General features: G+C 55.8%; 22 protein-coding genes. 14 read left to right on the top strand and 8 right to left on the bottom strand.

Annotated elements, in window-relative coordinates; translation table 11 throughout:
* Window positions 1–46: 46 nt before the first annotated feature.
* Window positions 47–925: an NAD(+) kinase gene (nadK, locus tag MXF20_RS20970; RefSeq protein ID WP_325971251.1), complete on the bottom strand. Its 879-nt coding sequence runs from the start codon at window positions 923–925 to the stop codon at window positions 47–49.
* 122 nt (window positions 926–1,047) lie between these two features.
* On the opposite strand from nadK, the gene grpE reads away from it, so the two are divergent.
* Window positions 1,048–1,626 (top strand): nucleotide exchange factor GrpE, encoded by a 579-nt coding sequence (gene grpE / locus MXF20_RS20965; protein WP_031279366.1) that lies wholly within the window; start codon window positions 1,048–1,050, stop codon window positions 1,624–1,626.
* Between the two features lie 45 nt (window positions 1,627–1,671).
* Here the strand turns inward: grpE and ung are convergent, their stop codons facing one another.
* The gene (gene ung / locus MXF20_RS20960; RefSeq protein WP_238562004.1) at window positions 1,672–2,349 is read right to left on the bottom strand and encodes a uracil-DNA glycosylase; all 678 of its coding nucleotides are present in this window, start codon (window positions 2,347–2,349) and stop codon (window positions 1,672–1,674) included.
* Window positions 2,350–2,612: 263 nt separating this feature from the next.
* On the opposite strand from ung, the gene grcA reads away from it, so the two are divergent.
* Window positions 2,613–2,996 carry an autonomous glycyl radical cofactor GrcA gene (grcA, locus tag MXF20_RS20955; RefSeq protein ID WP_238561634.1) on the top strand — a complete coding sequence of 128 codons (384 nt, stop codon included), beginning with the start codon at window positions 2,613–2,615 and terminating at the stop codon, window positions 2,994–2,996.
* A 185-nt stretch (window positions 2,997–3,181) separates the two neighbouring features.
* Here the strand turns inward: grcA and srmB are convergent, their stop codons facing one another.
* Window positions 3,182–4,510 (bottom strand): ATP-dependent RNA helicase SrmB, encoded by a 1,329-nt coding sequence (gene srmB / locus MXF20_RS20950; RefSeq protein ID WP_325971248.1) that lies wholly within the window; start codon window positions 4,508–4,510, stop codon window positions 3,182–3,184.
* 137 nt (window positions 4,511–4,647) lie between these two features.
* Between srmB and trmN the strand changes: the two genes are divergently transcribed.
* Window positions 4,648–5,397 (top strand): tRNA(1)(Val) (adenine(37)-N(6))-methyltransferase TrmN, encoded by a 750-nt coding sequence (trmN, locus tag MXF20_RS20945; RefSeq protein WP_325971246.1) that lies wholly within the window; start codon window positions 4,648–4,650, stop codon window positions 5,395–5,397.
* Here the strand turns inward: trmN and nadB are convergent.
* Window positions 5,382–7,001 (bottom strand): L-aspartate oxidase, encoded by a 1,620-nt coding sequence (gene nadB / locus MXF20_RS20940; protein WP_325971286.1) that lies wholly within the window; start codon window positions 6,999–7,001, stop codon window positions 5,382–5,384. The genes trmN and nadB overlap by 16 nt on opposite strands.
* Window positions 7,002–7,443: 442 nt before the next feature.
* Here nadB and rpoE point away from each other — a divergent pair, with 442 nt between their 5' ends.
* From rpoE to acpS, 11 genes are all read left to right on the top strand, one after another.
* Complete coding sequence (rpoE, locus tag MXF20_RS20935; protein WP_010617748.1) at window positions 7,444–8,022, top strand: RNA polymerase sigma factor RpoE; 579 nt, start codon at window positions 7,444–7,446, stop codon at window positions 8,020–8,022.
* Between the two features lie 27 nt (window positions 8,023–8,049).
* Window positions 8,050–8,706: an anti-sigma-E factor RseA gene (rseA, locus tag MXF20_RS20930; RefSeq protein WP_325971244.1), complete on the top strand. Its 657-nt coding sequence runs from the start codon at window positions 8,050–8,052 to the stop codon at window positions 8,704–8,706.
* Window positions 8,706–9,662: a sigma-E factor regulatory protein RseB gene (rseB, locus tag MXF20_RS20925; RefSeq protein ID WP_325971242.1), complete on the top strand. Its 957-nt coding sequence runs from the start codon at window positions 8,706–8,708 to the stop codon at window positions 9,660–9,662. Before rseA ends, rseB begins: the two co-directional genes overlap by 1 nt.
* A complete protein-coding gene (gene rseC / locus MXF20_RS20920) occupies window positions 9,659–10,123 on the top strand; it encodes a SoxR-reducing system protein RseC (RefSeq protein WP_264240171.1) in 465 nt (154 codons plus the stop codon). The genes rseB and rseC overlap by 4 nt, the downstream gene beginning before the upstream one ends.
* Before the next feature lie 218 nt (window positions 10,124–10,341).
* A complete protein-coding gene (gene lepA, locus MXF20_RS20915; protein ID WP_325971241.1) occupies window positions 10,342–12,141 on the top strand; it encodes a translation elongation factor 4 in 1,800 nt (599 codons plus the stop codon).
* A gap of 9 nt (window positions 12,142–12,150) precedes the next feature.
* A complete protein-coding gene (gene lepB, locus MXF20_RS20910) occupies window positions 12,151–13,122 on the top strand; it encodes a signal peptidase I (protein ID WP_325971240.1) in 972 nt (323 codons plus the stop codon).
* 118 nt (window positions 13,123–13,240) lie between these two features.
* The gene (gene rnc, locus MXF20_RS20905; RefSeq protein ID WP_021506523.1) at window positions 13,241–13,921 is read left to right on the top strand and encodes a ribonuclease III; all 681 of its coding nucleotides are present in this window, start codon (window positions 13,241–13,243) and stop codon (window positions 13,919–13,921) included.
* A 48-nt stretch (window positions 13,922–13,969) separates the two neighbouring features.
* Window positions 13,970–14,872 carry a GTPase Era gene (era, locus tag MXF20_RS20900; protein ID WP_058758278.1) on the top strand — a complete coding sequence of 301 codons (903 nt, stop codon included), beginning with the start codon at window positions 13,970–13,972 and terminating at the stop codon, window positions 14,870–14,872.
* A gap of 3 nt (window positions 14,873–14,875) precedes the next feature.
* Window positions 14,876–15,613: a DNA repair protein RecO gene (gene recO / locus MXF20_RS20895; RefSeq protein WP_325971238.1), complete on the top strand. Its 738-nt coding sequence runs from the start codon at window positions 14,876–14,878 to the stop codon at window positions 15,611–15,613.
* A gap of 60 nt (window positions 15,614–15,673) precedes the next feature.
* On the top strand, window positions 15,674–16,405 hold the full coding sequence (gene pdxJ, locus MXF20_RS20890) for a pyridoxine 5'-phosphate synthase (RefSeq protein WP_325971237.1): 732 nt from the start codon (window positions 15,674–15,676) through the stop codon (window positions 16,403–16,405).
* The gene (acpS, locus tag MXF20_RS20885) at window positions 16,405–16,785 is read left to right on the top strand and encodes a holo-ACP synthase (protein ID WP_007886180.1); all 381 of its coding nucleotides are present in this window, start codon (window positions 16,405–16,407) and stop codon (window positions 16,783–16,785) included. The genes pdxJ and acpS overlap by 1 nt, the downstream gene beginning before the upstream one ends.
* On the opposite strand, the gene MXF20_RS20880 is transcribed toward acpS, so the two are convergent.
* From MXF20_RS20880 to MXF20_RS20865, 4 genes are all read right to left on the bottom strand, one after another.
* Window positions 16,782–17,030: a YfhL family 4Fe-4S dicluster ferredoxin gene (locus MXF20_RS20880; protein WP_325971234.1), complete on the bottom strand. Its 249-nt coding sequence runs from the start codon at window positions 17,028–17,030 to the stop codon at window positions 16,782–16,784. The genes acpS and MXF20_RS20880 overlap by 4 nt on opposite strands.
* 312 nt (window positions 17,031–17,342) lie before the next feature.
* A complete protein-coding gene (locus MXF20_RS20875) occupies window positions 17,343–18,764 on the bottom strand; it encodes a glucosyltransferase domain-containing protein (protein ID WP_325971233.1) in 1,422 nt (473 codons plus the stop codon).
* The gene (locus MXF20_RS20870; protein ID WP_325971232.1) at window positions 18,761–19,672 is read right to left on the bottom strand and encodes a glycosyltransferase family 2 protein; all 912 of its coding nucleotides are present in this window, start codon (window positions 19,670–19,672) and stop codon (window positions 18,761–18,763) included. The genes MXF20_RS20875 and MXF20_RS20870 overlap by 4 nt, the downstream gene beginning before the upstream one ends.
* Window positions 19,669–20,031 carry a GtrA family protein gene (locus tag MXF20_RS20865; RefSeq protein ID WP_325971284.1) on the bottom strand — a complete coding sequence of 121 codons (363 nt, stop codon included), beginning with the start codon at window positions 20,029–20,031 and terminating at the stop codon, window positions 19,669–19,671. The genes MXF20_RS20870 and MXF20_RS20865 overlap by 4 nt, the downstream gene beginning before the upstream one ends.
* Window positions 20,032–20,150: the final 119 nt, after the last annotated feature.

Genomic DNA, 20,150 nt, shown 5'->3' with positions numbered 1-20,150 from the left:
CAGTATAAACTGGTTTTTTATCCAGTAAAGTAGCCGGCAGGCCTTTTCAGAATAATTTTTTTGACCATCCGAGTTTTGAGCTTAAAGTATTAAAATAATTATAATTTTTTGGATGAATTAAATTGAGGTGATTGGCGCTGCGGCGAATCAGCACATCTTCCCCTTCCTGAATCGGCAGGGCGATCTGGCTGTCACAGCTGATCTCCAGGTCGCTGCGCAGTGAGGAAAAACGCAGGCGAATGGTGCTGCTACTGTTGATCACCAGCGGACGCGCCGACAGCGTGTGCGGGAACATCGGCACCAGCGCAATCGCATCGAGTGACGGCGTTAATATCGGCCCGCCCGCCGACAGCGAATAGGCAGTTGAACCGGTTGGCGTGGAAATAATCAGCCCGTCCGAGCGCTGGGAAAAGGCGAACACTTCGTCGATATAGACTTCAAATTCAATCATGTGCGCCACTTTGCCCGGATGCAGCACCACTTCATTGATGGCGCTGCCGATGCGCGGCGAACACTCTTCTTTGCATACCTGCGCTTCCAGCAAAAAGCGGCTTTCCACGAAATAATCGCCCTGCAGCACGTCATCCAGCTGCTGCTGCGCGTTATCCGGATCGAGGTCCGTGAGGAAGCCGAGATTGCCGCGGTTGATGCCAATCACCTTGATGTCGTAACGAGCCAGCACGCGCGCGGCGCCCAGCATGTTGCCATCGCCGCCGACCACCACCGCCAGATCGGCATACTGGCCGATGTCCGCCAGGCTGCCGGTACGCACATCCTGCAGATTAAGCTCGCGGGCGATTTGCTGTTCCACGATCACTTCATAGCCTTTGTCAGTCAGCCAGCGCCAGAGCATTTCATGGGTGGTTAACGCAGTGGGATGGCGCGGATGACCGACGATCCCAATGCAGTTAAAGTGTTTGTTCATTTAGCGGGTGTTCCTCATAAGCCAAAACGGCCAGGCAATGTGATGGGTTCACTTGAAACCGTCAAACTGATCCCCATAATAAGCCAACCAGCGAGATGAATGTGCAAAACGCGGAGAAATTCATGAGTAGTAAAGAACAGAACACCCCAAACGAGCAAGTCTCAGACGAAATTCAACAGGAACAACAGCAGCCGGAAGCGGAGACAGCAACTGAGGTGGATCCGCGTGATGAGCGTATCGCCCAGCTGGAAGCGGAATTAGCGCAGGCGCAGGGTGGCGTGCGTGACGCCCAGCTGCGCGCGCAGGCTGAGATTGAAAATATCCGTCGCCGCGCCGAAATGGACGTGGAAAAAGCGCACAAGTTTGCGCTGGAAAAGTTTGCCAACGAGCTGCTGCCGGTGATTGATAGCCTGGAGCGCGCGCTGGAAGTGGCGGATAAAGAGAATACCGAGCTGGCTTCGATGATTGAAGGCATCGAGCTGACGCTGAAATCACTGCTGGGTGCGGTGCGCAAGTTCGGCGTGGAAGTGGTGGGCGAAACTAATGTGCCGTTCAACCCGGATGTGCATCAGGCGATGTCGATGATGGAGTCTGAAGAAGTGGCGCCAAACCACGTGCTGATGGTAATGCAGCGCGGTTACACCCTCAACGGTCGCCTGCTGCGTCCGGCGATGGTTGCGGTATCGAAAGCTAAAGGCTAAGCCGCTCCCGTGCAACAACGGCCGCTGATGCGGCCGTTTGTGTTTTCAGGGCAGCACCGGCGTCCAGTCAATGGGCGTCTGGCCAGCCTGGCTCAGCAGCGCATTGGCTTTGGAAAAATGCTGACAGCCAAAAAAGCCACGATGCGCCGAAAGCGGCGAAGGATGTGGCGCTTTCAATACGTGATGACGCTGCGCATCAATGATGCTGCCTTTCTTCTGCGCGTGCGATCCCCACAGCAGGAAAATCACCCCTTCGCGATGAGTATTGATGGCGCTGATCACGTTATCGGTAAAGGTTTCCCAGCCGAAGCGCGCGTGTGAATGCGCTTTGCCGGCTTCCACGGTTAACACAGTATTGAGCAGCAGCACACCCTGTTTCGCCCAGCTTTCCAGAAAGCCGTGTTGCGGACGCTGAAAGCCAGGAATGTCCTGTTCCAGCTCTTTGTACATGTTCAGCAGCGACGGCGGAATGGCCACGCCCGGCAGTACCGAGAACGCCAGGCCATGTGCCTGATTTGGTCCGTGGTAGGGATCCTGGCCAAGGATCACCACTTTGATATCGCCCAGTTCGGTGAGACGGAATGCGTTGAACACGTCCTTCTGTGGCGGATAAACCGTCACGCCCGCCGCACGCTCATCGGCTACCGCTTTCAGCGTTTCCACGAAGTAAGGTTTTTCTTTCTCTTCAGCCAGCACATCGTGCCAGGTCAGCTTCTCAGCCATCGTTGACTCCCTGCATATTGATGCCCTTAGCTTAGCCTGTCACAACCGGCAGCAGAAGGGTAAAAATAAGTTGAACAATTGCAGAAAAAGTTAATGATAAATGTTGTTATAAATCAATTTATTAGATTAAAGGCAAAAATCCGGGCCGGACGAAATTGATACAGGTCAAAACGAGCCGTTCAGCGCGGTGATATACCAGAGCATTACATAACCCGAAGAACCGCGCTGCGCTCCTGCCGCAGCATTAAGCCCTGGAGGCCTTTATGATTACCGGTATTCAAATTACTCAGGCGCAAAATCCGCAGCTGCTGAACTCGTTCTGGCTGCTGGACAATGAGAAAGCCGAAGCCCGCTGCCTGTGCGCAAAAGGTGATTTCACGGAAGATCAGGTTGTTGCAGTCAGCGACCTGGGCGAAATTGCTTACCGTGAAATTCCACTGGAGCAGAAACCGCAGGTGCGCGTTGAAGGTGGTCAGCACCTTAACGTTAACGTGCTGCGCCGTGAAACGCTGGAAGATGCGGTGAAGCATCCGGAAAGATATCCGCAGCTGACCATTCGCGTGTCAGGCTACGCAGTGCGCTTCAACGCGCTGACGCCAGAACAGCAGCGTGACGTTATCGCCCGTACCTTTACCGAAAGCCTGTAAGTGATCGGCTGACGAAAACGCACACAGCAACACAGGCCGCGCCGGTGCTCACTGGCGCGGCTTTTTTATTTCCTGAAGAGGGAAGAGGGCAGGCTGAAGGATTTTACGCAGCGAAAGCGTGATTTCAGCAGGCCAGAAAGCAAAAAATCGCCTCAGTGAGGCGATTTAATTGCACCGATGCTGTTTTATTCCGCACCGTTCTCCGGCGTGCTGCTGCCGCTTGGCTTGCGGCGTTTACCGATATTTTTGGTATCGCGGTGACGTTTCTTCACGCGTGGTTTCTCGTCTTCTTTCGCTTTCTTCTCTTTACGCTTCTCAAGCGCTTTTTTCGACGGTTTACCGGTGACTTTAGCACTCGGTGCACGCGTTTCCGGACGCAGCTCATCGATTACGCGCGATTTCAGTGGCTCGTTGACGTAGCGGCTGATTTTACCCAGCAGCGGATGGTCATGTGCTTCTACCAGCGAGATTGCGGTACCTTTGCGTCCGGCGCGGCCGGTACGGCCAATGCGGTGCAGATAGACATCGGCGGTGCGCGGTAAGTCATAGTTGATGACGTGGGTGACGTTATCAATGTCGATACCGCGCGCGGCGACATCGGTCGCGACCAGCACGTTAACGCGACCGTCATTCAGGCGTTTTATCGCTTCGTTACGGTTAGCCTGTACCATTTCGCCTTCGAGGTAGCTGCTGCGCAGGCCGGCTTCGTGCATCCAGGTCACCAGCTCATGCAGGCGCTCACGTTTGCGTACGAACACGATGGCACGCTTCACTTCCGGCTGCTTTAGCAGATGCACCAGCAGTTTGGTTTTGTGCTCAAGGTTGTCGGCGCGGTAATACCACTGCTGAATCTTTTTGCGCTCGCTTTTGCTTGGATCGGCTTCAATCGCTACCGGATCGTTCAGCAGGCGCTCGGCGAAATCTTTGATGTTATCGCCTTCCAGCGTGGCCGAGAACAGCAGCGTCTGTTTGCGCCAGCGCGTTTCACCGGCAATGGTCTCGATATCCTGCGCAAAGCCCATGTCCAGCATGCGGTCGGCTTCGTCCAGAATCAGCGTTTCTACCGCACGGCAGTCAAAGTTCTCTTCTTTGATGTACTGCAGCAGACGGCCGGTGGTCGCGACCACGATGTCCTGATTTTCACTGAACACTTCCGCGTGGTTCATATAGGCCACGCCGCCGGTGATGGTGGCGATATCGAGATGGGTATGTTTGGCCAGCTCGCGCGCCTGGTCGGCAACCTGCATCGCCAGTTCGCGCGTCGGCGTGAGGATCAGAATGCGCGGCGGCCCTGATTTTTTACGCGGGAAATCGAGCAGGTGCTGTAAAGCGGGCAGCAGGTAGGCTGCGGTTTTCCCCGTTCCGGTTGGTGCCGAACCCAGAACGTCACGGCCTTCCAGCGCGGCAGGAATGGCCTCAGCCTGAATGGCAGTCGGGCGCGTGAAGCCTTTATCCTGCAGGGCTTCCAGCAGGCTTTCGTCGAGTTCGAGTTCGGAGAATGTGGTTACGGTCATGGTCTACCTCAGTTTGGGGCGCTGATTATAGACAGTTCAGCCACAATCTTCATCTGTTTGTGTTGCACAGGTGAAGGTGAATTCACTTCGCGACCACGTTACACTTCCGGCAGGAGCAAATTCAATGGTCGTTTAGTATGTCTCAGCCGCAACCGCCAGCGCGGGCGATGTTAAGAAAAGATGGATTCACGTTTAAGCAATTTTTTGTCGCGCACGATCGCTGTGCCATGAAGGTCGGCACCGACGGGGTGCTGCTCGGGGCCTGGGCGCCGGTGGCAGGCGTGCGGCGCATTCTGGATATCGGCTGCGGCAGCGGTCTGATTGCGCTGATGCTGGCGCAGCGCACGCCGGATGACGTCAGCATTGATGCCGTCGAACTCGAGCGCAGCGCCGCCGCGCAGGCGCAGCAAAACGTGGCTGATTCGCCGTGGGCGCATCGCATTGCGGTGCATGCGCAGGATATTGTCAGCTGGAGCGAGCAGGCAGAGAAGCGCTATTCCCTGATCGTCAGCAACCCGCCGTTCTTTGCGCCGGGCATGGCCTCGGCCAGCGTCGAGCGCGACACCGCGCGCAGCACGGCGACGCTCGATCATGCCACTTTGCTGCGCTGCGCCGCCCAGCTGATTGAAGAAGAGGGGCTGTTTTGCGTGGTGCTGCCCGCGGATGCCGGCGAAAATCTGATCGCACTGGCGCGCGCCGAAGGCTGGCATCTGCGTTATCGCTACGATGTGGCACCTTACGCGCAGCGACCGCCGAACCGACTGGTACTGGGCTTTTCACCTGCCGCAGGCGAACTCGTGCAGGAGCGTCTCGCCATTCGTGATGAAGATAAAAGTTATTCGGCGGACTGGCTGAGCCTGGTGACTGACTTCTACCTGTTCCGCTGAACGTCCGGCTGCAGCACCGTAGGCAGCGCTTCGGGCAGCATCTGCGGATAGTCGCGGGTGAAGTGCAGCCCGCGGCTCTCTTTGCGCGCCAGCGCGCAGCGCACCATCAGCTCCGCCACCTGCACCAGATTGCGCAGTTCCAGCAGATTATTGGAGAGGCGGAAATGCGCATAGTATTCATCAATCTCCTGCTGCAGCAGCGTAATGCGGCGCAGCGCGCGCTCCAGCCGCTTGGTGGTGCGCACGATGCCCATGTAATCCCACATTAACAGCCGCAGCTCATGCCAGTTGTGCTGGATCACCACGCGTTCGTCGGCATCGTCGACGCGGCTTTCATCCCATGCCGGCAGATGATCGACGGCACGCATTTGCGGCAGACGGCGCACAATGTCTTCGGCCGCCGACCAGCCATACACCAGACATTCAAGCAGCGAATTCGATGCCATGCGGTTAGCTCCGTGCAGGCCGGTGTAGCTCACTTCGCCAATCGCATACAGCCCGTCGACGTCGGTGCGCCCGTGCTGATCGACCATCACGCCGCCGCAGGTGTAATGGGCGGCGGGCACAATCGGAATCGGCTGCTGCGTCAGATCGAGGCCAAACGTCAGCAGCTTGTCATAGATCATCGGAAAGTGGGTGCGCACAAAGCTGGCTGGCTGATGGCTGATATCGAGATACATGCAGTCGACGCCCAGCCGCTTCATTTCGTGATCGATCGCGCGCGCCACGATATCGCGCGGTGCCAGCTCGGCGCGCGCATCGAAATCCGGCATAAAGCGTGAACCGTCCGGGCGCAGCAGCCAGGCACCTTCGCCGCGCAGCGCTTCGGTCAGTAAAAAGTTTTGCGCCTGCGGATGAAACAGGCAGGTGGGATGAAACTGGTTAAATTCAAGATTGGCCACGCGACAGCCGGCACGCCATGCCATGGCGATGCCGTCGCCGGACGCGACGTCCGGATTGGTGGTGTACTGATACACCTTCGCCGCACCGCCGGTGGCCAGCACCACGCAGCGGGCGCGGCAGGTTTCAACCTGTTCACGATTGCGGTTCCAGATCCACGCGCCCACCACGCGCCGCGCGCCGGGCAGGCCAATCTTATCGGAAAGAATTAAATCCACCGCGTTGGTGCGCTCAATGACGCGAATGTTCGGATGGCTCAGCGCCTGGCTGACCAGCGTGGTTTCCACCGCGCGCCCGGTGGCGTCGGCACTGTGTAAAATACGGCGGTGGCTGTGACCGCCTTCGCGCGTCAGGTGGTAGCGCGCATTGCCGTTATCCTGTGGCTCGCGATCAAACGCCACGCCGTTATCGATCAGCCACTGCACGCACGGGCGCGCGTTGCTGGCGATAAAATTCACCGTCTGGCGATCGCACAGGCCAGCGCCGGCAATCAGCGTGTCTTCAACGTGCGATTCAATGCTGTCGTTCTCATCAAACACCGCGGCAATCCCGCCCTGCGCATACAGCGTGGAGCCTTCGCTAATCTGCGCTTTACTCAGCACGGTCACCTGATAGTGCGGTGCCAGACGCAGCGCCAGTGACAAGCCAGCCGCGCCGCTGCCGACAATCAGTACATCACAGCTGTAATCGGGTATCGGATTCATGGTGTTTAATTTACTAAACAAAAGATGCCCTGAGCATAGGCCTGTCTGCGGCTGGTGTGAAGTATTTTGAACAAAAAACGCAGAAAAATGACGCGCAATAACCAGATTGTAATGCGATTTCAGTAAGTTATGTCTGAAAATAAGCGATTAGTGTTTTTTATACCAAACACGCTGAAAATTCAGGGAATAAAGGTGAAAAATGCGGCGTCATAAGGTACTCTGCCAGCGATTATCGGTGCCGCCAACGACACCACCAGTGCGGTTAGTCGCTACACTGAAAGACCATCAACAACAACGATGTCAGGGCGCCGGTACAGAAAATATCAGGTCGTGGTGAACTTCAGGCCAGAACGGGACTCTAAGCGCATGCTTGCTCACAATAAATGAGATGTGCTGGCAGTTCACTTACGCATAAAAGAGATTTGGGGAGACATTACCTCGGATGAGCGAGCAGTTAACGGATCAGGTTCTCGTTGAGCGGGTTCAGAAAGGAGATCAAAAGTCATTTAATTTACTGGTGATCCGATACCAGCATAAAGTGGCGAGCCTGGTTTCACGTTATGTCCCGTCAGGCGATGTGCCTGATGTGGTTCAGGAATCTTTCATCAAAGCGTATCGCGCACTGGAGTCGTTCCGGGGTGATAGCGCCTTTTACACGTGGCTGTACCGCATTGCGGTCAACACCGCGAAGAATTATCTGGTGGCTCAGGGGCGTCGTCCGCCGTCCAGCGATGTGGACGCGATTGACGCAGAAAATTTCGAAAGTGCGGGTGCGCTAAAAGAAATTTCGAACCCTGAGAACTTAATGTTGTCAGACGAACTGAAACAAATTGTTTTTCGGACGATTGAGGCGTTGCCTGAAGATCTGCGTATGGCCATCACCCTGCGGGAGCTGGATGGTCTGAGTTACGAAGAGATCGCCGCCATCATGGATTGTCCGGTAGGTACCGTACGTTCACGTATCTTCCGGGCCCGGGAAGCCATTGATAATAAAGTTCAACCGCTTATCCAACGTCAGTGATAACGGCTACTGGAAGGGTACCAAAGCATGCAGAAAGAAAAACTTTCCGCTTTAATGGATGGTGAAACTTTAGATAACGAGCTGCTGGCGTCGTTATCAAAGGATGCAGATCTACAAAAAAGCTGGGAGAGCTACCATCTGATCCGCGACACCCTGCGGGGCGATGTGGGTGAAGTGCTGCATTTTGATATCTCCGCACGCGTTGCTGCCGCGATCGAAAACGAGCCGGTGCGCAAAGTGACTTCGCTGATCCCGGAAGCGCAGCCGGAGCCGTCGCGCTGGCAGAAAATGCCGTTCTGGCGTCGCGGTGGCAGCTGGGTTGCCCAGGTTACGCAGGTTGGGGTTGCCGCCTGTGTGTCGCTGGCGGTGATCGTCGGTGTGCAGCACTACAACAGCTCGTCTGCGGGCAGCGCTACGGAAACCTCCGATGCGCCAGCGTTCAACACTTTACCGATGATGGGCAAAGCGTCCCCGGTCAGCCTGGGCGTGCCGTCTGATGCTTTTGACACCAACAGCTCGAATCAGCAGGTGCAGGAGCAGCGTCGTCGCGTGAATGCCATGCTGCAGGATTACGAACTGCAACGCCGTCTGCATGCCGATCAGGTGCAGTTTGAAAGCAATGCGCCGCAACAGGCGCAGGCTAACGTTCCCGGAACTCAGTCGTTAGGAACTCAACAGCAGTAATGAAGCAGCTTTGGTGTGCCGTTAGCCTGTTGGCAGGCAGCCTGCTTTGGTCATCTACCGCCCCGGCGCAGACATCTGCGTCCGGGGCGTTGTTACAGCAGATGGAGCAGGCCAGCCAGAATCTGAATTACGAATTCGCCTATATCAATGTCTCGCGTCTGGGCATTGAATCCCTGCGTTACCGCCATGCGGTCATCGACAATCGCGTGTTCGCTCAGCTATTGCAGATGGACGGTCCGCGCCGTGAGGTGATCCAGCGCGGCAACGACATCAGCTATTTCGAACCGGGTCTCGACCCGTTCTCGCTGCCGGGCAACCACATTATTGATGCGCTGCCGGCGCTGATGTTCGCTGACTTCCCGCGCCTTGGCGATGCCTACGATTTTATTCCGGTAGGGCGCTCACGCATGGCCGACCAGATGTGCGAAGTGGTGCGCATCGTGTCGCGTGACGGCACTCGCTACAGCTACGTGGTGTGGCTGGACGTCGATACCAAACTGCCGCTGCGGATTGATTTGCTGGATCGCGATGGTGAGACGCTGGAGCAGTTCCGCGTGATCAGTTTTGCCGTCGACGAAGGCGTACGCAATCTGATGCAGGGGCTGGAAAAAGCCAACCTGCCGCCGTCGCTGTCGTTACCGGCAGGCGACAAAGTGCAGCTCAGCTGGCAGCCAGGCTGGTTACCGGCCGGCATGAAGCTGATTTCGCAAAGCCGGCGTGACATTCCGGCGATGAACAAAACCGTAGAATCCCGTCTGTACAGCGATGGCTTGTTCAGTTTCGCTATTAACATTACGCCTGCCGATAAAAGCAGTTCGCCACAGTCATTGCGCACTGGGCGTCGTACGGTGCAGACCGAAGTGCGCGATAATCGTGAAATTACCGTGGTGGGCGAATTGCCGCCGAACACCGCCAAACGTATCGCGGACAGCATAGATTCAGGTGCCACAAAATGATGAGAGAATGGGCCACCGTGGTGGCGTGGGAAAAGGGTGTTGCAACCCTGCATTCGGAAGCTAAAACCTCCTGCAACAGTTGTTCAGCGCGCAAAGGCTGCGGCAGCCATGCGCTCAACCAGCTGGGACCGAAAAACGCCCATGTCATGACCATCGCCAGTCCGGAGCCGCTGCAGCCGGGCCAGCGCATTGAGCTGGGCATTCGCGAAAGCAGCCTGCTCGGTTCTGCGCTGCTGGTGTATATGACACCGCTGTTTGGTCTGTTTCTGGTCGCGGGCCTGTTCCAGATGCTGTTCCACAGCGACCTCGCGGCCGCCTGCGGTGCGCTGCTGGGCGGCGTCGGCGGCTTTATTGTTGCCAAAGGCGTTTCCAGCCGGTTTGGCGATCGTGAAGCGTTCCAGCCGGTAATTCTTAGCGTTGCGCTCCCGCCTGATGCGCTACGGGTGGAAAACCAGAGTTGATCCCCGTTCGGGCCGCGTATTGCGCGGCCTTTTCATTTCGTCTTAATCGCTGAATTCTGTTGCGATTCCCCGCAGTTCCATTCTTTAACGCGCGGCGTTAACAGTGTAATATGCGTCGTCATTAATGAGGCCGACAGGGTTCCGGGTAAAGCTCACTTGCCTGAATGTGTCTGTGCTCACGTTTTTAACTGATTTTCTACGTGAAGATATTCATATAAATGAAGCACATACGAAATTTCTCCATTATCGCTCACATTGACCATGGCAAATCAACGCTCTCTGACCGTTTGATTCAGATTTGCGGTGGCCTGAGCGATCGTGAGATGGCGGCGCAGGTTCTGGATTCGATGGATCTGGAGCGCGAGCGCGGCATCACCATTAAAGCGCAGAGCGTTACGCTCGATTACCACGCGCCAAACGGTGAAACTTACCAGCTCAATTTTATCGACACCCCAGGCCACGTTGACTTCTCTTATGAAGTTTCCCGCTCGCTGGCGGCCTGTGAAGGGGCATTGCTGGTGGTTGATGCAGGTCAGGGCGTTGAAGCGCAGACCCTGGCGAACTGCTATACCGCCATGGAAATGGATCTGGAAGTGGTACCGGTACTGAACAAGATCGACCTGCCTGCGGCTGACCCGGAGCGCGTGGCGGAAGAGATTGAAGATATCGTCGGCATTGACGCCGCGGATGCGGTGCGCTGCTCGGCGAAAACCGGCGTCGGCGTGCCGGATGTGCTGGAACGTCTGGTGCGCGACATTCCGCCGCCGGAAGGCGATCCGGAAGGCCCGCTGCAGGCGCTGATCATCGACTCATGGTTTGATAACTACCTCGGTGTGGTCTCGCTGATCCGTATTAAAAACGGCACGCTGCGCAAAGGTGACAAAGTCAAAGTGATGAGTACCGGCCAGGTGTACAACGCTGACCGCCTCGGCATTTTCACGCCAAAACAAATTGACCGTACCGAGCTGAAGTGTGGCGAGGTAGGCTGGCTGGTGTGTGCCATCAAAGACATCCTCGGCGCGCCGGTGGGCGATACCCTGACGCTGCAGCGCAATCCAGCGGACAAAGCGCTGCCGGGCTTTAAAAAAGTGAAGCCACAGGTGTATGCCGGTCTGTTCCCGGTAAGCTCTGACGACTACGAAGCTTTCCGTGATGCATTGGGCAAGCTGAGCCTGAACGACGCCTCACTGTTCTATGAGCCAGAGAGCTCTACCGCGCTGGGCTTTGGCTTCCGCTGTGGCTTCCTCGGCCTGCTGCACATGGAGATCATCCAGGAGCGTCTGGAGCGTGAGTACGATCTCGACCTGATCACCACCGCGCCAACGGTTGTGTACGAAGTGGAAACCACTGACGGAGAAGTGGTTTACGTCGACAGCCCATCGAAGCTGCCGCCGCTGAATAATATTGCTGAACTGCGCGAACCGATCGCTGAGTGTCATATGCTGCTGCCGCAGGAGTTCCTCGGCAACGTCATCACGCTGTGTATCGAAAAACGCGGTGTACAGACCAACATGGTTTACCACGGCAACCAGGTTGCGCTGACCTATGAGATTCCGATGGCCGAAGTGGTACTCGACTTCTTCGACCGTCTGAAATCAACGTCGCGTGGCTATGCGTCGCTGGACTATAACTTCAAACGTTTCCAGGCCTCTGACATGGTGCGCGTTGACGTCCTGATTAACTCAGAACGTGTTGATGCGCTGGCGCTGATTACTCACCGTGATAACTCACAGTATCGTGGCCGCGAGCTAGTGGAGAAGATGAAAGATCTGATCCCGCGCCAGCAGTTCGATATTGCGATTCAGGCAGCAATCGGCAACCACATTATCGCTCGCTCAACAGTGAAGCAGCTGCGTAAAAACGTCCTGGCGAAATGCTATGGCGGTGACGTCAGCCGTAAGAAAAAGCTGTTGCAGAAGCAGAAAGAAGGTAAGAAGCGAATGAAGCAGGTCGGCAACGTTGAGCTGCCGCAGGAAGCATTCCTTGCCATTCTGCATGTCGGTAAAGACAGCAAATAAGGAACTTTAATGGCTAACATGTTCGCCCTGATTCTGGTGATTGCCACTCTGTTAACCGGCATCATCTGGTGTATCGATCGCTTTAAGTGGGCCCCGGCGCGCCGGGCAAAACAGGCGGCGGCACAGGCTCAGGCAGGTGATTCGCTCGACAGCAAAACGCTGGCCAAAGTGGCCGCGCAGCCGGGCTGGGTAGAAACTGCGGCATCGGTGTTCCCGGTGCTGGCGGTGGTACTGATCGTGCGTTCGTTTATCTTCGAACCGTTTCAGATTCCTTCTGGCTCGATGATGCCAACGCTGCTGATTGGCGACTTCATCCTGGTTGAGAAATTTGCTTACGGCATCAAAGATCCGATCACGCAAACCACGCTGATCCCGACCGGCCATCCGCAGCGCGGTGACGTCGCGGTGTTTAAATACCCGAAAGATCCAAGCGTGGATTACATCAAGCGCGTGATCGGCTTGCCGGGCGACAAAGTGGTGTTTGATCCTTACAGCAAAACGCTGACCATCAACCCAGGCTGCGGCACGGGCAAGTGTGACACGGCGCTGCCGGTGACCTATACCAATGTTGAGCCAAGCGATTTCATCCAGACCTTCAGCGGCTTTGATGGTAACGAAACCGGCAACGGTTTCTACCAGGTGCCGCAGGGCGAAACGCTGCGTGGCGGCCTGCGTCTTGGCACGCGCAAAGAGACGCTGGGCAATGTCACGCACGATATCCTGCTGGTGAACGAGGCGCAGAGCCAGGCGAGCATGTATTATCAGCAGCCGGGTCAGCCTCAGGCCACGTGGATTGTGCCGCAGGGGCAATACTTCATGATGGGCGATAACCGTGATAACAGCGCCGACAGCCGCTACTGGGGCTTTGTGCCCGAGAAGAATCTGGTCGGCAAAGCGGTTGCTATCTGGATGAGCTTTGAGAAACAGGAAGGACAGTGGCCGACCGGCGTGCGACTGAGTCGCATTGGCGGTATTCACTGATTTAAAAACGGTTGGCTTCCTGCGAGTCAGGGAGCCACTGCACACCAAACAGAACGTGCTGGAACTTCAGCCCTGTTTGGTATGCAGAGTTACAGACGCACAGAACAACTGGAATCGCATGAACCCCATCCTCATTAACAAGCTGCAGCGCAAACTGGGCTACACTTTTACTCATCCGGAATTACTGCAGCAGGCTCTGACTCACCGCAGCGCCAGCAGCAAACATAACGAGCGTCTTGAATTTCTTGGCGATTCTATCCTCAGCTATGTGATTGCCAACGCGCTGTATCACCGCTTCCCGCGCGTGGACGAAGGCGACATGAGCCGCATGCGTGCCACGCTGGTACGCGGCAACACGCTGGCCGAAATGGCGCGCGAGTTTGAGCTGGGCGAATGTCTGCGTCTGGGACCGGGCGAGCTGAAAAGCGGCGGGTTCCGCCGGGAATCTATTCTCGCGGATACCGTGGAAGCGCTGATCGGCGGCATCTTCCTCGACAGCAATATTCAGACGGTCGAGAAGCTGATTCTCGACTGGTATCAGAATCGCCTTGAGCAGATCAGCCCGGGCGATAAGCAAAAAGATCCGAAAACGCGCCTGCAGGAGTATCTGCAGGGCCGTCATCTGCCGCTGCCGTCTTATCTGGTGGTGCAGGTGCGTGGCGAAGCGCACGATCAGGAATTCACCATTCACTGTCAGGTGAGTGGGATGGCTGAACCGGTGGTGGGCGTGGGCTCCAGCCGCCGTAAAGCAGAGCAGGCCGCTGCCGAACAGGCATTGATCAAACTTGGCCTCGAATAAATTGTCATTTCGCAGCTTCAGCAGTGAGGCTGCCCAATCAGGACCCGAATGAGCGAACTCGAAACATACAGCGGCTTTATCGCGATTGTCGGCCGGCCTAACGTCGGCAAATCCACCTTACTGAACCAGCTGCTGGGGCAGAAGGTGTCGATCACCTCGCGCAAACCGCAAACCACGCGCCACCGCATCATGGGTATTCATACCGAAGGCGCTTACCAGGCGATCTACGTGGATACACCCGGGCTGCACATGGAAGAGAAGCGGGCGATCAACCGCCTGATGAACCGTGCTGCCAGCAGCTCCATCGGCGACGTTGAGCTGGTGATTTTTGTCGTGGAAGGCACGCGCTGGACGCCCGACGATGAGATGGTGCTCAACAAGCTGCGTGACGGCAAAGTACCGGTGGTGCTGGCGGTGAACAAAGTCGACAACATCCAGGATAAAAGCATCCTGCTGCCGCACCTGCAGTTCCTCAGCCAGCAGATGAATTTCCTTGAGATCGTGCCGATCTCCGCCGAAACCGGTAAAAATGTCGATGCGATTGCGGAGATTGCCCGCAAGCGCCTGCCGCTGTCGGATCACCACTTCCCGGAAGACTACATCACCGATCGCTCGCAGCGTTTCATGGCTTCAGAAATCATCCGTGAAAAACTGATGCGCTTCCTCGGCGCCGAGTTGCCGTATTCGGTTACCGTGGAGATTGAGCAGTTCGTCTCAAACGAGCGCGGTGGCTATGACATCAACGGTTTGATTCTGGTCGAGCGCGAAGGGCAGAAGAAGATGGTGATTGGCAACAAAGGTGCCAAGATCAAAACCATCGGTATCGAAGCGCGTAAAGACATGGAAGAGATGTTCGAGGCGAAAGTCCACCTTGAACTGTGGGTCAAAGTGAAATCGGGCTGGGCGGACGACGAACGTGCGTTGCGCAGCCTGGGTTATACAGACGACTAACCGATGGAAGGCTGGCAACGCGCCTTTGTGCTGCATAGTCGCCCTTACAGCGAAACCAGCCTGCTGCTCGACCTGTTCAGCGAAAGTCAGGGACGCGTCCGCGTCCTTGCCAAAGGCGCACGCTCGCGCCGCTCCCAGCTTAAAGGCGCCCTGCAACCCTTCACACCGTTACTGGTGCGCTGGGGCGGGCGTGGCGAAGTCAAAACCCTGCGTAACGCCGAAGCGGTGTCGCTGGCGCTGCCGCTCAGCGGCATCACGCTCTACTGCGGCCTGTACGTTAACGAGCTGCTGTCGCGTGTGCTGGAGCAGGAAATTCCCTTCTCCGAACTGTTCTTCGATTATCTCTCCTGCATCCAGACGCTGGCGGCGGCCAACGGTTCGCCCGAGCCGGCGCTGCGCCGTTTTGAACTGGCGCTGCTGGGCCATCTCGGTTACGGCGTCGATTTTCTGCACTGCGCCGGCAGCGGCGAGGCGGTCGACGACGGCATGACCTACAGCTATCGCGAAGAGAAAGGGTTTATCGCCAGTCTGGTGGTCAATCAGCGCAGCTTCACCGGCCGCCAGCTGCGCGCGCTGTGGGAACGCGAATTTCCCGATGCCGACACGCTGCGCGCCGCCAAGCGCTTCACGCGTATCGCGCTGAAACCTTATCTCGGCGGCAAGCCGCTGAAGAGCCAGGAGCTGTTTCGTCAGTTCGTGCCGAAAAAGCGGCCGGACGTGGCAAACGACGAGCGCGGGTGATGCACCTGACAGGCTCCGCGCGTTACACTGCAAATACACTGAACACATTTAAGGATTGTCATGGCTGAGTTGCTGTTAGGGGTCAACATCGATCACATCGCTACCGTACGTAACGCGCGTGGCACAAACTATCCTGATCCGGTGCAGGCCGCGTTTGTCGCAGAGCAGGCGGGCGCGGACGGCATTACCGTGCACCTGCGTGAAGATCGCCGTCACATCACCGATCGCGACGTGCGGATTCTGCGCGACACTATTCATACCCGCATGAACCTTGAGATGGCGGTCACCGACGAAATGGTGGGCATCGCCTGCGACATCAAACCGCATTTTGTCTGCCTGGTGCCGGAAAAGCGTCAGGAAGTGACCACCGAAGGCGGCCTTGATGTGGCCGGTCAGCAGGATAAAGTCAACGCGGCAGTCAAACAGCTGAGCGAGGCGGGCATTCTGGTGTCGCTGTTTATCGATGCCGATCAGCGCCAGATTGAAGCGGCGGTGGCCAGCGGTGCGCCTTACATTGAAATCCACACCGGCGCCTATGCTGAAGCAGCGGAAGGGCTGGCGCGCGATGCCGAACTGGCGCGAATTGCCAGCGCCGCGACCTTTGCCGCCAGCCGTGGCCTGAAGGTCAACGCCGGCCACGGTCTGACGTATCACAACGTCCAGCCGATTGCTGCGCTGCCGGAAATGCACGAGCTGAATATTGGCCACGCGATTATTGGTCGTGCGCTGTTTAGCGGCCTCGCGGCGGCGGTCAGCGACATGAAAGTGCTGATGCGGGAAGCGCGTCGCTAATGGCCATTCTGGGGCTTGGCAGCGATATCGTCGAGATCGAGCGTATCGCCGGGGTGATTGAGCGCTCCGGCGATCGTCTGGCGCGCCGCGTGCTGAGCGAAGCTGAGTGGCAGCAGTATCAGGCGCATCAGCAGCCGGTGCGCTTCCTCGCCAAACGTTTTGCGGTGAAAGAGGCGGCGGCGAAAGCGTTCGGCACCGGCATTCGCGGCGGCTTAGCGTTCAATCAGTTTGAAGTGTACAACGATGCGCTGGGTAAGCCTGGCCTGCGTTTCTTTGAGCAGGCCAAAGTGATTGCCAGCCAGCTGGGCGTGCAGCATGTGCACGTCACGCTGGCCGACGAGCGCCATTACGCCTGTGCCACGGTGATCATCGAAAATTAAGCGTACAGCAGCACAAATTTCTCCCACAGCGCGTCGCGACTCTCCACGTGCTGTGGGTCAGAAATAATGGTGTTATCAATCGGGCAGACGCTCTGGCAGGTCGGCTCATCATAATGACCCACGCACTCAGTGCAGCGGTCAACGTCGATTTGGTAGATCGATTCACCCATGCTGATCGCCTGGTTCGGGCATTCAGGCTCGCACATGTCGCAGTTAATGCAGCGCTCAGTAATTATCAGTGCCATTGCATAAGCTCATCAGTTGCTTGTTTTCATAGTTAATTCCGCTCCCCGGCGCAAGACGCCTGCTGAAATATCGCTTTGCAGTGTGATTTTTCAATCGATGCAGGCGTAAACCCGCGGGGCGATCCCCTGAGCGGCACGCATATTATCACGACGTGTGGCGTTCAAAAAATGACTTAGCGTAGTATTCGGCCGCCAGCAGAACGTGGCGACGTGGCTGCGACCAGCCGATCTGATGTCGCGCCATAGCCAGTAAACCACGCAACGGTAAGCAGAGCCGTTGCGTGGTAAGCGAAATAGTGGCGGCGCTGGCCTTTATTTTACCGGTGCCAGCACGTGGGTGGCATCCAGCGTCAGACAGTCACCTGGACATTGATCGCTGCCGTAGATAACGGGCGCCTTTGGCAAGGAAAACTTCATCGCGTGCTCTTTTTTAATCGCGTCGGCCATACCGGCAAAGGACCATGGCATACCCAGCGAAAGCGAACCGAACTCATCGTATTTTTTGGATTTTGCGACAGCAGGTAAGTTGTCACTATCGATACGATAATAAAGCTGGCCAGAATATTCTGCAGGCACGTTCTCTATGATTGCGTTGCTTAACAACTGATACTCGCGCTGCTGAGGCGTAGAGAAGCCTTTCTGAATATTCAGCATGCATGAGAGCACCGCAATAACGAGGCAAACGATACTGGCAGACGTGGTTATCTTCAGCTTATTAAAGATCACGAATAAGCCAGCAATGAAGGCTGAGGTAGTGATTAACGACAGCGCGATAACCGTGCGATAGGCTGCCCAGTCCTCACTCACCAAAAGATTAGGAATGCCCGCCGCCAGCAGGAAAAACAGGAACAGAAAAGCTTTACGCGGTTTGAAATCGGGTGCCTTCACAATGCCCACGATGCTCAGTGAGCAGGAGATGATAATACTGACAATCGAGCGCCCGGTATCAAAGTTGCACAGCGCATTTCTGAGCGGCTCAGCGATAAACCAGGTGATTTTTTTCAGCGGCGCTAAGGTGATATTGGTTCTGGCCAGTACTTCATTGAACAGCACGAGCGGCAGAACTTTCGCCAGTACCAGTGCCATCACCATGCCAAATCCCAGCATCAACATCAGCTTGATCACCGCGCTGCGCTGATAATTATTCCGGGTCATGCCCAGATCGAGCAGGGCAAAGAATAAAAAGCTCATGGCTGCGGGTTGGTAAATCGCAAAGGAAAGCGTCAGGCAAATAGCCGACAGTAGCACCCGGCCCAGGCCTTTGTTTTCCGCCAGCGTTGAGTAACTGATGCCCGCCAGCAGCACGGACAGGACATAAGGAAAGCAGACTGTCCAGCCGACAAAAACCTGAAATGAAGGCAGCAAACAAATCAACGTGGCAAACGTCAGACGCTGGACCGCGCTGGCGAAAATGCTGCGACGCTCAAGGAAACGGATGATGTACCCGCCCAGTAAAATCAGGCTTAATAATGAGAGTACACGGAGCCAGGTCAAATCCTGCACGTCATCGATCAGGAAAGCGAAGAAGTAGCGGATGGCACCATAAAAAGGTCGGCCCGATAAGATATCCCATTTGAAAATACTGAATGCATCGGTAGTGGATGCGTATAAATAGAACCAGTCGTCGGAAAATCCGTATGTTGATAAATAAACCGGGCTATAACCGATGAGTAAAGCGACGGCCAGTATCAGATACATGGCGGAGGGATGGCGCTCAAAAACTGTTTTTTTCATTTCCTGCTCTTAATCACGTAGCGTGGTCTTTGTTTGGACTCAATGTAGATTCGGCCAATATATTCGCCCAGAACACCGATGCCGATAAGTTGCACTCCACCCAAAAACAGAATGGAAACCAGCAACGAAGGGTAACCCGCCACCGGATTGCCCCAGAGCAGTTTATCGATGATCATCCAGAATCCATAAAGAAAGGAGAGTAACGCGACGCTACCGCCGATGTAACTCCAGATGCGCAAAGGGAAAGTTGAAAAGCTGGTTAATCCTTCTAATGCCAGGTTCCATAATTTCCAGCCATTAAACTTCGACACTCCCGTGACGCGTTCAGCCCGATCATATTCCACAATCGCTGTTTTACCGCCAACCCAGGATAAAATGCCCTTCATGAACAGGTTCCTTTCCGGCAGGCTTTTTATCTGTTCTACCGTCTCGCGCGACAGCAGACGAAAATCGCCAACGTTTTCCTCTATTTTCGGCGAGCTGATTTGGTTGTGAAAGTGATAAAACCACTCGGCTGTTTTACGTTTGACATGCCCATCGGCGCTGCGATCCTTCCGTTTAGCCAGAACCACATCGGCACCTGCCTGCCAGCGTTCAATCAGTTGATGGATAACGGCGATGGGATCCTGCAGATCAACATCAATCGGGATAACCGCGTCGCCGGTGGCATGCTCAAGTCCGGCAAACAACGCCGGCTCTTTGCCGAAATTGCGCGTGAATGACAGCGCAATGACCAGCGGATCCGAAACGGCCAGGGCATTGATGATGTTTTCACTGCCATCGCTACTGCCGTCGTTGATAAAAACAATTTCAACCTGATAACCGGCTAATTCATGACGAACCGCCTGATAAAAGAGGGGAATGGTTTCCTCTTCGTTAAACACGGGCACGACGAGAGACAATTTCATTTTACTTCCCTGAAAACGATGTAATTAGAGTAGATGAAGCCGCAACCCAGGCTAATAAAGGAAAAGAGTATCAGGGTAACCACCGGGGAAAGCGTGCAGGCGTCTGCCATCCAGCCAACCAGCGCCGCCATGGCGCCCATAAAGCCGACGTAAAGCAGGTAACGCAAAGGCGTGGCTGCAGAAGAGAAGGTCCAGCGGGCATTAGCAAAAAAGGAAAATGTTACCGCAACGCAGAATGCGCCGAGGTTGGCCACCGCCTGACTCAAATCGAATAACGTAAGAATAAGGGCAAACACCGTCCAGTGTATCGCCGTGTTGATAATGCCAATACCAGCATAACGGGAAATTAATTTAAGCATGACCGGAGAGATGAGTAATTTTTCCCTGATCATATACATCGGAAATTATCCTGCAAGCCCGATGCTGAAAATGCGTTTAATCGGGCCGAAACAAGGATAGTAACAGACAACAAAACCAT

It is taken from the genome of Pantoea dispersa, from assembly GCF_035783935.1.
Classification (GTDB): domain Bacteria; phylum Pseudomonadota; class Gammaproteobacteria; order Enterobacterales; family Enterobacteriaceae; genus Pantoea; species Pantoea dispersa_C.
The sequence above is the reverse complement of the archived record's forward strand: the minus strand, read 5'-3'. Positions and strand labels throughout refer to the sequence as shown.

Coding starts and splice junctions, on each gene's coding strand:
- trmN (WP_325971246.1), top strand. CDS start 4,648: ATGTCTCAGCCGCAACCGCCAGCGCGGGCGATGTTAAGAAAAGATGGA.
- rnc (WP_021506523.1), top strand. CDS start 13,241: ATGAACCCCATCCTCATTAACAAGCTGCAGCGCAAACTGGGCTACACT.
- rpoE (WP_010617748.1), top strand. CDS start 7,444: ATGAGCGAGCAGTTAACGGATCAGGTTCTCGTTGAGCGGGTTCAGAAA.
- rseC (WP_264240171.1), top strand. CDS start 9,659: ATGATGAGAGAATGGGCCACCGTGGTGGCGTGGGAAAAGGGTGTTGCA.
- MXF20_RS20880 (WP_325971234.1), bottom strand. CDS start 17,030: ATGGCACTGATAATTACTGAGCGCTGCATTAACTGCGACATGTGCGAG.
- grcA (WP_238561634.1), top strand. CDS start 2,613: ATGATTACCGGTATTCAAATTACTCAGGCGCAAAATCCGCAGCTGCTG.
- nadB (WP_325971286.1), bottom strand. CDS start 7,001: ATGAATCCGATACCCGATTACAGCTGTGATGTACTGATTGTCGGCAGC.
- ung (WP_238562004.1), bottom strand. CDS start 2,349: ATGGCTGAGAAGCTGACCTGGCACGATGTGCTGGCTGAAGAGAAAGAA.
- recO (WP_325971238.1), top strand. CDS start 14,876: ATGGAAGGCTGGCAACGCGCCTTTGTGCTGCATAGTCGCCCTTACAGC.
- srmB (WP_325971248.1), bottom strand. CDS start 4,510: ATGACCGTAACCACATTCTCCGAACTCGAACTCGACGAAAGCCTGCTG.
- pdxJ (WP_325971237.1), top strand. CDS start 15,674: ATGGCTGAGTTGCTGTTAGGGGTCAACATCGATCACATCGCTACCGTA.
- MXF20_RS20875 (WP_325971233.1), bottom strand. CDS start 18,764: ATGAAAAAAACAGTTTTTGAGCGCCATCCCTCCGCCATGTATCTGATA.
- grpE (WP_031279366.1), top strand. CDS start 1,048: ATGAGTAGTAAAGAACAGAACACCCCAAACGAGCAAGTCTCAGACGAA.
- lepB (WP_325971240.1), top strand. CDS start 12,151: ATGGCTAACATGTTCGCCCTGATTCTGGTGATTGCCACTCTGTTAACC.
- rseB (WP_325971242.1), top strand. CDS start 8,706: ATGAAGCAGCTTTGGTGTGCCGTTAGCCTGTTGGCAGGCAGCCTGCTT.
- MXF20_RS20865 (WP_325971284.1), bottom strand. CDS start 20,031: ATGCTTAAATTAATTTCCCGTTATGCTGGTATTGGCATTATCAACACG.
- rseA (WP_325971244.1), top strand. CDS start 8,050: ATGCAGAAAGAAAAACTTTCCGCTTTAATGGATGGTGAAACTTTAGAT.
- era (WP_058758278.1), top strand. CDS start 13,970: ATGAGCGAACTCGAAACATACAGCGGCTTTATCGCGATTGTCGGCCGG.
- MXF20_RS20870 (WP_325971232.1), bottom strand. CDS start 19,672: ATGAAATTGTCTCTCGTCGTGCCCGTGTTTAACGAAGAGGAAACCATT.
- acpS (WP_007886180.1), top strand. CDS start 16,405: ATGGCCATTCTGGGGCTTGGCAGCGATATCGTCGAGATCGAGCGTATC.
- lepA (WP_325971241.1), top strand. CDS start 10,342: ATGAAGCACATACGAAATTTCTCCATTATCGCTCACATTGACCATGGC.
- nadK (WP_325971251.1), bottom strand. CDS start 925: ATGAACAAACACTTTAACTGCATTGGGATCGTCGGTCATCCGCGCCAT.